6 protein-coding genes and 3 rRNA genes are annotated in these 11,416 nt (G+C 62.9%); 8 read left to right on the top strand and 1 reads right to left on the bottom strand.

Features of this window, described 5'->3' with window-relative positions:
• The first annotated feature begins 8 nt into the window (after nucleotides 1-8).
• From OG828_RS21970 to OG828_RS21955, 4 genes are read left to right on the top strand one after another with little or no spacing between them, the layout of a single operon-like run.
• A complete protein-coding gene (locus OG828_RS21970; RefSeq protein WP_328359462.1) occupies nucleotides 9-1,289 on the top strand; it encodes an ABC transporter substrate-binding protein in 1,281 nt (426 codons plus the stop codon).
• Nucleotides 1,286-2,236 (top strand): carbohydrate ABC transporter permease, encoded by a 951-nt coding sequence (locus OG828_RS21965; protein WP_210578020.1) that lies wholly within the window; start codon nucleotides 1,286-1,288, stop codon nucleotides 2,234-2,236. The genes OG828_RS21970 and OG828_RS21965 overlap by 4 nt, the downstream gene beginning before the upstream one ends.
• Nucleotides 2,233-3,123 (top strand): carbohydrate ABC transporter permease, encoded by an 891-nt coding sequence (locus OG828_RS21960; protein ID WP_328502080.1) that lies wholly within the window; start codon nucleotides 2,233-2,235, stop codon nucleotides 3,121-3,123. Before OG828_RS21965 ends, OG828_RS21960 begins: the two co-directional genes overlap by 4 nt.
• Entirely contained in the window at nucleotides 3,120-3,737 is a 618-nt protein-coding gene (locus tag OG828_RS21955; protein ID WP_328502079.1) for a hypothetical protein, read from the top strand. Before OG828_RS21960 ends, OG828_RS21955 begins: the two co-directional genes overlap by 4 nt.
• Before the next feature lie 21 nt (nucleotides 3,738-3,758).
• On the opposite strand, the gene trpS is transcribed toward OG828_RS21955, so the two are convergent.
• Nucleotides 3,759-4,757, bottom strand: coding sequence for a tryptophan--tRNA ligase (gene trpS, locus OG828_RS21950; protein ID WP_328439227.1), 999 nt, complete (start codon nucleotides 4,755-4,757; stop codon nucleotides 3,759-3,761).
• Between the two features lie 764 nt (nucleotides 4,758-5,521).
• Here trpS and OG828_RS21945 point away from each other — a divergent pair.
• The 4 genes from OG828_RS21945 to OG828_RS21930 all read left to right on the top strand — a co-directional run bounded on the left by OG828_RS21945 (nucleotide 5,522) and on the right by OG828_RS21930 (nucleotide 11,391).
• Nucleotides 5,522-7,047 (top strand): 16S ribosomal RNA (locus tag OG828_RS21945).
• A 273-nt stretch (nucleotides 7,048-7,320) separates the two neighbouring features.
• Nucleotides 7,321-10,441, top strand: a 23S ribosomal RNA gene (locus OG828_RS21940).
• Nucleotides 10,442-10,511: 70 nt separating this feature from the next.
• Nucleotides 10,512-10,628, top strand: a 5S ribosomal RNA gene (gene rrf, locus OG828_RS21935).
• The 16S, 23S and 5S rRNA genes sit together here, the layout of an rRNA operon.
• 73 nt (nucleotides 10,629-10,701) lie before the next feature.
• Nucleotides 10,702-11,391 (top strand): HAD family hydrolase, encoded by a 690-nt coding sequence (locus tag OG828_RS21930; protein WP_328502078.1) that lies wholly within the window; start codon nucleotides 10,702-10,704, stop codon nucleotides 11,389-11,391.
• Nucleotides 11,392-11,416 lie beyond the last annotated feature (25 nt).

The following is an 11,416-nucleotide window of genomic DNA, read 5'->3' as shown; positions in this document are numbered from 1 at the left end:
GACACCCCATGCCCGGCAATAGGACAACGATGTCCTGGGCTCTGGCCCTCACGCTCGCACTCAGTGCCCTCGGCACCGGCTGCAGCGGAGGATCGGACCAGGCCACCGGCGACAAGACCGTTCTGCGCTACACCTGGTGGGGCAACCCCGACCGGGCCGAACGCACCGAGAAGGCCATCTCCCTCTTCGAAAAGCAACACCCCCGCATCGACATCCAGACCTCCTTCGCGGGCTACGAGGCCTACAAACAGAAACTCGCCACCCAGGCCGCCGGCGGCGACGCCCCCGACGTCATGCAGCTCGACTACCGCCAGATCGACCAGTACGCCCAGGGCGGCATCCTCCTCGACCTCGGCACCCAGTCCAGCGTCCTGGACACCAGCGACATCGACCCCGGCCTCCTCGCCACCGGCAAGGTCGACGACACCCAGTACGCCATCCCACAGGGCCGCGGCACGGAGACCTTCGCCTACGACGCCCAGCAGTGGAAGAAGGCAGGCGTCGGCCTCCCGGCCAACGGCTGGACCTGGGACGACTGGGCCGACGCCGTACGCAACGTCTCCGAACGCACCGGCAAGCCCGGCTCCGTCGACCCCGGCCAGAGCGAGGACGTCTTCGAGGTGTGGCTGCGCGGCCAGGGCAAGTCCCTCTACACCAAGGACGGCGACCCCGGCTTCACCGCCGACGACCTCACCCGCTTCTGGACCTTCACCGACGGACTGCGCCGCGAGGGAGCCGTCTCCTCGGCGGAGGACACCACCCAGGTCGACGGCACCGTCGAGAACACCCCACTCGGCCGCGGCACCGCCTCCGGCGACTTCAACTGGGACGCCCCCACCGCCGGCTTGGTCCCGATCGTCGGTGACAACCTCGTCCTCGGCCCCCTTCCCGCCGGCCCTTCCGGCGTCGGTCAGTACTTCAAGCCCTCCATGTTCATGGCCGTGGCCGACTCCACCGGCCACCCCAAGGAAGCCGCCGAGTTCATCGACTTCATGGTCAACGACCTCGACGCGGCCCGCGTCCTCGGCGCCACCCGCAGCATCCCGGTCAACGACACCGCCCGCGACACCGTCGTCCCCGAACTCACCGGCATCGACAAGCAGATCGCCGACTACCAGCAGTCCGTCGAAGGCGAACTCAAACCGCCACCCCAGGCACCACCCTCAGGCGACAGCGGCCTGCAGACCACCTTCATGCGCGACTACGACCAGGTGTCCTTCGGCAAACTGTCGCCCCGCGAGGCGGCCGAGAACTACCTCACCGAGGCGAAGGCGGAGCTGAGGCAATGACCACCACCGAAACCCCCGTCGCCCGCACCGCCCAGACCGACAAGGCCCCCGCCCCGCGCCGCTCCCGACGCCGCCGCGAAGGAGCCGCCTGGGTCTTCCTCTCCCCATGGGTGCTCGGCGCGAGCGTGCTCACCCTGCTCCCGATGGCCGTGTCGCTGTACCTGTCGTTCACCGACTACGACATGTTCACCGCCCCCCGCTGGATCGGCCTGCGCAACTACACCCAGATGTTCACCGAGGACCCCCGCTACTGGCGCTCCGTCCTCGCCACCCTCACCTACGTCGTCATAGCCGTCCCCCTCCAGCTCGCGCTCGCCCTGGCAGTGGCCCTGGCCCTGAAATCGATGCGCCGCGGCAAGGCCTTCTACCGCTCCGCCTTCTACGCCCCCTCCCTCCTCGGCGCCTCCATGTCCATCGCCCTCGTCTGGCGGGCCCTGTTCAACGACGGCGGCACCGTCGACCGACTCCTCGGCACCGGCGGCTGGGTCAACCGCCCCGACTGGGCCCTCCTGGCCGTCGCCCTCCTCACCATCTGGCAGTTCGGCGCCCCCATGGTCATCTTCCTGGCCGGGCTCCAGCAGATCCCCGCCGAGTTGTACGAGGCAGCCGCCGTCGACGGCGCCGGCACCTGGCGCCGCTTCACCTCGATCACCATCCCCATGCTGTCCCCGGTGCTCTTCTTCAACCTGGTGCTCCAGACCATCCAGGCCTTCCAGGTCTTCACACCCGCCTTCGCCATCAGCGCAGGCAAGGGCGGCCCCGCCGACTCGACGCTCTTCTACACGCTCTACCTCTACGACCGCGGCTTCGTCGCCTCCCATATGGGCTACGCCTCAGCCATGGCCTGGGTCCTGCTCGCCGCCATCGGCCTGGTCACCGCCGTCCTCTTCAAGACCTCACGCAGCTGGGTCTTCTACGCCAACGAGACCGAGGGAGGGGCCCGATGACCCTCGCCACCGACGCCCCCCGCAAGACCGATCCCCACCCGGACTCACGGCGGCGCCTGCCGCTGAACCGCATCGCCCTGCACATCGGCTGCCTCGCCGCCCTGCTGGTGATGCTCTATCCGCTGGTCTGGCTGCTCGCGACCTCGCTCAAGCCCGCCGACGAGGTGATCACCAGCCTCAAGCTGCTGCCGTCCCACCTGGAGTGGTCCAACTACAGCACCGCGCTGGACGGCGTGAACGACGTCTCCATCAGCCGTCTGCTGTTCAACTCCCTGCTCGTCGCAGGCGGCGCGGTCCTCGGCAACGTCATCAGCTGCTCGCTCGCCGCATACGCCTTCGCCCGGCTGAAGTTCCGTATGCGAGGGCCCCTGTTCGCCTTCATGATCGCCACGATCATGCTGCCGCACCACGCCGTACTGATCCCGCAGTACATCGTCTTCAACCAACTCGGCATGGTGAACACATACTGGCCGCTGATCCTGCCGAAGTTCCTGGCCACAGAGGCGTTCTTCGTCTTCCTCATCGTCCAGTTCATGCGCGGTCTGCCACGAGAACTCGAGGAAGCGGCGACGATCGACGGCTGCGGCCCCTTCCGCACCTTCTTCTCGGTCATCCTCCCGCTGACCCGCCCCGCCCTGATCACCACCGCCATCTTCACCTTCATCTGGACCTGGAACGACTTCTTCACCCAGCTCATCTACCTCTTCAGCCCCGAGAAGTTCACGCTCACCCTTGCTCTCCGACAGTTCGTCGACGCGTCCAGCCAGTCCTCCTTCGGCCCCATGTTCGCGATGTCGGTGATCGCCCTCCTCCCGATCGTCCTGTTCTTCCTCGCCTTCCAACGCTTCCTCGTCGAAGGCATGGCCTCCTCGGGGGTCAAGGGATGAGCACGACACCCCACCGCGAGCCCGGCGAACTCTTCGGCCCGCGCGCCACCCTCTTCGCCGACGTCCTCAGCATCGGCCTGGCCACCACCCTCACCTGCCTCCCTCTGATCACCGCACCGGCCGCCCTCTCCACGGCCTGCGCGGTACTCAGGGGCGCGGCCAACCACGAACCCACCACCGCCGGCCGCTACTTCGCCCTGCTCCGCCAACGCCTGCGCCCCGGCGACCTGGCCGCGGGCGCACTCGCCCTGGCCGCCACCCTGCTGGTGATTGCGGACCTGGCCCTGGCCGGCGCGGGCCTGCCAGGAGCACGACTGTTCGCCACAGCGGCCACAGCACTCACAGCAGTGGCCCTCACCGTCGCCCTACGGGCCTGCGCCCGCCCCGAGTCCCTCACCGACTGGCGGGCGGCACTCCGCGCAGCCGCCACCGACACAGCACGTGACCCCGCGGGCAGCGCCCTGGTCCTGCTCGCGGTGGCCACAGCTGCACTCTGCGCCTGGATGATGCTGCCGCTCGCCCTCCTGACCCCGGGCCCCCTCGCACTAGCCCTGGCCGGAGTGGCAAGGCGAAGGGAGACAGCCGGGACTAAAGGACTAAAGGACGGGACCTAGGACGACAGCCGCCTGGCTATCTCAGGCAGGCGGCAGCAGCCCGATCGCGCGGTAGGCGGTATCCACAGTCGGCCGCGCCATCGCCCGTGCCTTCTCAGCCCCATCCCGCAACACCCCCTCCACATGACCAGGATCCGCGCACAACTCCTTGTGCCTCTCCTGTACGGGCCTGAGGAACTCCACCACGGCGTCAGCGGTGTCCTTCTTCAACGCGCCATACGACTCATATACACCGCTCAAGCCCTCCGGGTTCCCACCCGTACAGGCCGCAAGGATCTCCAGCAGATTCGCGACCCCGGGCCGCCCCTCCCGGTCGTACACGACCTCCTGCCCGCTGTCGGTCACGGCCCGCATGACCTTCTTCCGCACCACCTCGGGCTCATCCAGGAGATAGACGATCCCCGGCCCGACGTCCTCGCTCTTCCCCATCTTCGACGTCGGCTCCTGCAGGTTCATCACCCGCGCCCCCACCTTCGGATGCGTCGCCCGAGGCACCACGAACGTATGCCCGTACCGCTGGTTGAACCGCACGGCCAGATCCCGCGCCAGCTCCACATGCTGCACCTGGTCATCCCCCACCGGCACCTCATCGGTCCCATACGCCAGGATGTCCGCCGCCATCAGCACGGGATACGTCAGCAACGACAGCCGCACACTCCCGCCCCGCTCGCGCTCACGCGCCGCCTTCTCCTTGTACTGGATCATCCGCCGCATCTCACCGTCGGTGGCCACGCACTCCAGCACATACGACAGCCGCGCATGCTCATCCACGTGGCTCTGCACGAACACGGTGCACAACGCCGGATCCAGCCCCGCAGCGAGCAACAGCGTCGCCGCCTGCCGACTGAGCCGTCGCACCCGCGCCGGATCGTGATCCACGGTCAGCGCATGCAGGTCGACGATGCAGAACAGCGCATCCGCCTGATGCTGATCCACCGCGGCCCACTGCCGCATGGCTCCCAGATAGTTCCCCAGCGTCAGATGCCCGGTCGGCTTGACCCCACTGAAGACCCGCGTCATCTCTCCACCTCCTGGTCGAGACCGCCGCACCCGGCCGGCCGACCCTCCCGGAGGGAGATACGAGAACGGCCGCCGAAGCGGCGGCCGTTGGTTGCATACGTGAGTACGGCCGCCGTCAGGCGGCCCACCACAGCTGGGTACACGTACGCGTCATCACGCAGGCCAGGCTACGCCTCGACAGCCCGCCGCGGACCCAAGTTGACACGCCCAGACCCGGTACGTACTGTTCTCCGAGTTGTCCGACGTGAGCGCCGACTCCGGTCGGTCCCCGGACAGCCAATCCGTAAGTACCAACCACTACTCGACGAGCAGTGATCATTCTGCCGTCGCGTCATTGGTATGCGTATTTACGGAATGAGGAATCCGCGTTCGAGAGATCGCAGCCCCCGATTAGCTCGGGAGCCAGGAATCCGCTAAAGTCTCACTCGTCGGAACGGCTCAACGGCCGGGAAGGCAAACCCCGCTGACTGGGGATCAGGTCGAGAAAGGATCTGATAGAGTCGGAAACGCAAGACCGAAGGGAAGCGCCCGGAGGAAAGCCGCGAGAGAGAGTTTCTCGGGTGAGTACGAAGGAAGCGTCCGTTCCTTGAGAACTCAACAGCGTGCCAAAAATCAACGCCAGATATGTTGATACCCCGTCTCTCTCAATTTGAGAGGGCGTGGTTCCTTTGAAGAAATACACAGCGAGGACGCTGTGAACGGTCGGGCTTATTCCGCTCGGCGGTTCCGCTCTCGTGGTGTCGACCCGGATGACCGGGAATACATTCACGGAGAGTTTGATCCTGGCTCAGGACGAACGCTGGCGGCGTGCTTAACACATGCAAGTCGAACGATGAACCACTTCGGTGGGGATTAGTGGCGAACGGGTGAGTAACACGTGGGCAATCTGCCCTTCACTCTGGGACAAGCCCTGGAAACGGGGTCTAATACCGGATAGCACTTCCACGGGCATCTGTGGGGGTTGAAAGCTCCGGCGGTGAAGGATGGGCCCGCGGCCTATCAGCTTGTTGGTGAGGTAATGGCTCACCAAGGCGACGACGGGTAGCCGGCCTGAGAGGGCGACCGGCCACACTGGGACTGAGACACGGCCCAGACTCCTACGGGAGGCAGCAGTGGGGAATATTGCACAATGGGCGCAAGCCTGATGCAGCGACGCCGCGTGAGGGATGACGGCCTTCGGGTTGTAAACCTCTTTCAGCAGGGAAGAAGCGCAAGTGACGGTACCTGCAGAAGAAGCGCCGGCTAACTACGTGCCAGCAGCCGCGGTAATACGTAGGGCGCAAGCGTTGTCCGGAATTATTGGGCGTAAAGAGCTCGTAGGCGGCTTGTCACGTCGGGTGTGAAAGCCCGGGGCTTAACCCCGGGTCTGCATTCGATACGGGCTAGCTAGAGTGTGGTAGGGGAGATCGGAATTCCTGGTGTAGCGGTGAAATGCGCAGATATCAGGAGGAACACCGGTGGCGAAGGCGGATCTCTGGGCCATTACTGACGCTGAGGAGCGAAAGCGTGGGGAGCGAACAGGATTAGATACCCTGGTAGTCCACGCCGTAAACGGTGGGAACTAGGTGTTGGCGACATTCCACGTCGTCGGTGCCGCAGCTAACGCATTAAGTTCCCCGCCTGGGGAGTACGGCCGCAAGGCTAAAACTCAAAGGAATTGACGGGGGCCCGCACAAGCAGCGGAGCATGTGGCTTAATTCGACGCAACGCGAAGAACCTTACCAAGGCTTGACATCGCCCGGAAAGCATCAGAGATGGTGCCCCCCTTGTGGCCGGGTGACAGGTGGTGCATGGCTGTCGTCAGCTCGTGTCGTGAGATGTTGGGTTAAGTCCCGCAACGAGCGCAACCCTTGTCCTGTGTTGCCAGCATGCCCTTCGGGGTGATGGGGACTCACAGGAGACCGCCGGGGTCAACTCGGAGGAAGGTGGGGACGACGTCAAGTCATCATGCCCCTTATGTCTTGGGCTGCACACGTGCTACAATGGCCGGTACAATGAGCTGCGATGCCGTGAGGTGGAGCGAATCTCAAAAAGCCGGTCTCAGTTCGGATTGGGGTCTGCAACTCGACCCCATGAAGTCGGAGTTGCTAGTAATCGCAGATCAGCAGTGCTGCGGTGAATACGTTCCCGGGCCTTGTACACACCGCCCGTCACGTCACGAAAGTCGGTAACACCCGAAGCCGGTGGCCCAACCCCTTGTGGGAGGGAGCTGTCGAAGGTGGGACTGGCGATTGGGACGAAGTCGTAACAAGGTAGCCGTACCGGAAGGTGCGGCTGGATCACCTCCTTTCTAAGGAGCAATAGCCGACTGCGAGCAAATGTCTCGCACGGTTGCTCATGGGTGGAACGTTGATTATTCGGCACTCTCAGTCATCTCGGGCTGCCAGTACTGCTCTTCGGAGCGTGGAAAGCTGATCACGAGTGGCGAGGGTGCCGGGCACGCTGTTGGGTGTCTGAGGGAATGAACCCCCTCGATGCCGGCCCCGGTGCAGCATTGCGTAAGCGGTGCGTGACGGGTGGCTGGTCGTTGTTTGAGAACTGCACAGTGGACGCGAGCATCTGTGGCCAAGTTTTTAAGGGCGCACGGTGGATGCCTTGGCACCAGGAACCGATGAAGGACGTGGGAGGCCACGATAGGCCCCGGGGAGTCGTCAACCAGGCTTTGATCCGGGGGTGTCCGAATGGGGAAACCCGGCAGTCGTCATGGGCTGTCACCCATACCTGAACACATAGGGTATGTGGAGGGAACGCGGGGAAGTGAAACATCTCAGTACCCGCAGGAAGAGAAAACAACCGTGATTCCGGGAGTAGTGGCGAGCGAAACCGGATGAGGCCAAACCGTATGCGTGTGAGACCCGGCAGGGGTTGCGTATACGGGGTTGTGGGTTTTTTCTTGATCAGTCTGCCGGCTGGTCGGCGAGTCAGAAACCGTATGGATAGGCGAAGGGCATGCGAAAGGCCCGGCGTAGAGGGTAAGACCCCCGTAGTCGAAATCTGTACGGCTCGCTTGAAGAATACCCAAGTAGCACGGGGCCCGAGAAATCCCGTGTGAATCTGGCGGGACCACCCGCTAAGCCTAAATATTCCCTGGTGACCGATAGCGGATAGTACCGTGAGGGAATGGTGAAAAGTACCGCGGGAGCGGAGTGAAATAGTACCTGAAACCGTGTGCCTACAAGCCGTGGGAGCGTCGGAACAAGGCTTGCCTTGTTCTCGTGACTGCGTGCCTTTTGAAGAATGAGCCTGCGAGTTTGCGGTGTGTTGCGAGGTTAACCCGTGTGGGGAAGCCGTAGCGAAAGCGAGTCCGAACAGGGCGGTGGAGTAGCGCGCTCAAGACCCGAAGCGGAGTGATCTAGCCATGGGCAGGTTGAAGCGGCTGTAAGAGGTCGTGGAGGACCGAACCCACCAGGGTTGAAAACCTGGGGGATGACCTGTGGTTAGGGGTGAAAGGCCAATCAAACTCCGTGATAGCTGGTTCTCCCCGAAATGCATTTAGGTGCAGCGTCGTGTGTTTCTTGCCGGAGGTAGAGCACTGGATAGGCGATGGGCCCTACCGGGTTACTGACCTTAGCCAAACTCCGAATGCCGGTAAGTGAGAGCGCGGCAGTGAGACTGTGGGGGATAAGCTCCATGGTCGAGAGGGAAACAGCCCAGAGCATCGACTAAGGCCCCTAAGCGTACGCTAAGTGGGAAAGGATGTGGAGTCGCACAGACAACCAGGAGGTTGGCTTAGAAGCAGCCACCCTTGAAAGAGTGCGTAATAGCTCACTGGTCTAGTGATTCCGCGCCGACAATGTAGCGGGGCTCAAGCGTACCGCCGAAGTCGTGTCATTCCAGCATGTACCCCCAACGGGGGCTGGGATGGGTAGGGGAGCGTCGTCTGCCGGGTGAAGCAGCCGCGGAAGCGAGTTGTGGACGGTTGACGAGTGAGAATGCAGGCATGAGTAGCGATTCACACGTGGGAAACGTGTGCGCCGATTGACTAAGGGTTCCTGGGTCAAGCTGATCTGCCCAGGGTAAGTCGGGACCTAAGGCGAGGCCGACAGGCGTAGTCGATGGATAACCGGTTGATATTCCGGTACCCGCTGTAAAGCGTCTAACACTGAACCGGGCGATGCTAAGTCCGTGAAGCCGCCCCGGAGCCTTCGGGCAAGGGGGAGTGGTGGAGCCGGCGAACCAGACCTGTAGTAGGTGAGTGATGGGGTGACGCAGGAAGGTAGTCCATCCCGGGCGGTGGTTGTCCCGGGGTAAGGGTGTAGGACGTCAGGTAGGTAAATCCGCCTGGCAGGAGTCTGAGACCTGATGCCGAGCCGATTGTGGTGAAGTGGATGATCCTATGCTGTCGAGAAAAGCCTCTAGCGAGTTTTATGGCGGCCCGTACCCTAAACCGACTCAGGTGGTCAGGTAGAGAATACCGAGGCGTTCGGGTGAACTATGGTTAAGGAACTCGGCAAAATGCCCCCGTAACTTCGGGAGAAGGGGGGCCATCGCCGGTGATCCGATTTACTCGGTGAGCTGGGGGTGGCCGCAGAGACCAGCGAGAAGCGACTGTTTACTAAAAACACAGGTCCGTGCGAAGCCGTAAGGCGATGTATACGGACTGACGCCTGCCCGGTGCTGGAACGTTAAGGGGACCGGTTAGTCATCCTTCGGGGTGGCGAAGCTGAGAACTTAAGCGCCAGTAAACGGCGGTGGTAACTATAACCATCCTAAGGTAGCGAAATTCCTTGTCGGGTAAGTTCCGACCTGCACGAATGGCGTAACGACTTCTCGACTGTCTCAACCATAGGCCCGGTGAAATTGCACTACGAGTAAAGATGCTCGTTTCGCGCAGCAGGACGGAAAGACCCCGGGACCTTTACTACAGTTTGATATTGGTGTTCGGTTCGGCTTGTGTAGGATAGCTGGGAGACTGTGAACTCTGGACGCCAGTTCAGGGGGAGTCGTCGTTGAAATACCAGTCTGGTCGTGCTGGATGTCTAACCTGGGTCCGTGATCCGGATCAGGGACAGTGTCTGATGGGTAGTTTAACTGGGGCGGTTGCCTCCTAAAGAGTAACGGAGGCGCCCAAAGGTTCCCTCAGCCTGGTTGGCAATCAGGTGTTGAGTGTAAGTGCACAAGGGAGCTTGACTGTGAGACCGACGGGTCGAGCAGGGACGAAAGTCGGGACTAGTGATCCGGCGGTGGCTTGTGGAAGCGCCGTCGCTCAACGGATAAAAGGTACCCCGGGGATAACAGGCTGATCTTCCCCAAGAGTCCATATCGACGGGATGGTTTGGCACCTCGATGTCGGCTCGTCGCATCCTGGGGCTGGAGTCGGTCCCAAGGGTTGGGCTGTTCGCCCATTAAAGCGGTACGCGAGCTGGGTTTAGAACGTCGTGAGACAGTTCGGTCCCTATCCGCTGCGCGCGCAGGAACATTGAGAAGGGCTGTCCCTAGTACGAGAGGACCGGGACGGACGAACCTCTGGTGTGCCAGTTGTTCTGCCAAGGGCATGGCTGGTTGGCTACGTTCGGGAGGGATAACCGCTGAAAGCATCTAAGCGGGAAGCCTGCTTCGAGATGAGTGTTCCCACCCCCATGAGGGGTTAAGGCTCCCAGGAGACGACTGGGTTGATAGGCCGGATCTGGAAGGCGGGTAACCGCTGGAGGTGACCGGTACTAATAGGCCGAGGGCTTGTCCTCAGTTGCTCGCGTCCACTGTGTTAGTTCTGAGGCAACGACCGTGTTGTGTCCGGTCGTAACTTCATAGTGTTTCGGTGGTCATAGCGTGAGGGAAACGCCCGGTTACATTCCGAACCCGGAAGCTAAGCCTTACAGCGCCGATGGTACTGCAGGGGGGACCCTGTGGGAGAGTAGGACACCGCCGAACAAAACTTGAGAAAACCCCCGTGCTTTTCAGCGCGGGGGTTTTCTGCGTTCGGGGTCGGTTTAGGCTCGTAGGCATGCGCTATGACCTCGTGATCTTCGACAACGATGGAGTGCTCGTCGACAGCGAGCCCATCTCCAACAGGCTGTTGGCCGCCTATCTCACCGAGCTCGGGCATCCGACCTCGTACGAGGACTCCCTTCGCGACTACATGGGCGCCGCCATGCACCGCGTACACGATCTGGTGGAGGAACGGACCGGGCGGCGGTTGCCGGCGGATTTTGATGATGTGTTTCATGCTCGGGTGTTCGCGGCGTTCGAGCGGGAGTTGAAGCCGGTGGACGGGGCCGTGGGGGTGCTCGAGAAGTTTGCGGGGGAGGGGGTGCCGTACTGCGTGGCCTCGTCGGGGAGTCATGAGCGGATTCGGGTGGGGCATCGGGCGACCGGGTTGGACCGGTGGTTCGATGACGGGCGGATCTTCAGTTCGGAGGATGTGGGGCGAGGGAAGCCGGCGCCTGATCTGTTTCTGTACGCGGCCGAGCGGATGGGGGTCGCGCCGGAGCGGTGTGTGGTGGTGGAGGACAGTCCGTTGGGGGTGGAGGCGGCGGTTGCGGCTGGGATGGACGTGTATGGGTTCACCGCCATGACTCCTGTGGCGAGGTTGTCGGGGGCGACTCACGTGTTCGCCGGGATGGGGGAGTTGGCCGGACTGCTCGCCGCCGACCCCGCCTCCGGCAAACTTGAGGGAAATTCATCTTTGGCTTGATATACCCAGCGGTACGCCTGGGCCC

The organism is Streptomyces sp. NBC_00457 (assembly GCF_036014015.1).
Lineage (GTDB): Bacteria > Actinomycetota > Actinomycetes > Streptomycetales > Streptomycetaceae > Streptomyces.
The sequence above is the reverse complement of the archived record's forward strand: the minus strand, read 5'-3'. Positions and strand labels throughout refer to the sequence as shown.

Coding starts and splice junctions, on each gene's coding strand:
- OG828_RS21970 (WP_328359462.1), top strand. CDS start 9: ATGCCCGGCAATAGGACAACGATGTCCTGGGCTCTGGCCCTCACGCTC.
- OG828_RS21965 (WP_210578020.1), top strand. CDS start 1,286: ATGACCACCACCGAAACCCCCGTCGCCCGCACCGCCCAGACCGACAAG.
- OG828_RS21960 (WP_328502080.1), top strand. CDS start 2,233: ATGACCCTCGCCACCGACGCCCCCCGCAAGACCGATCCCCACCCGGAC.
- OG828_RS21955 (WP_328502079.1), top strand. CDS start 3,120: ATGAGCACGACACCCCACCGCGAGCCCGGCGAACTCTTCGGCCCGCGC.
- trpS (WP_328439227.1), bottom strand. CDS start 4,757: ATGACGCGGGTCTTCAGTGGGGTCAAGCCGACCGGGCATCTGACGCTG.
- OG828_RS21930 (WP_328502078.1), top strand. CDS start 10,702: ATGCGCTATGACCTCGTGATCTTCGACAACGATGGAGTGCTCGTCGAC.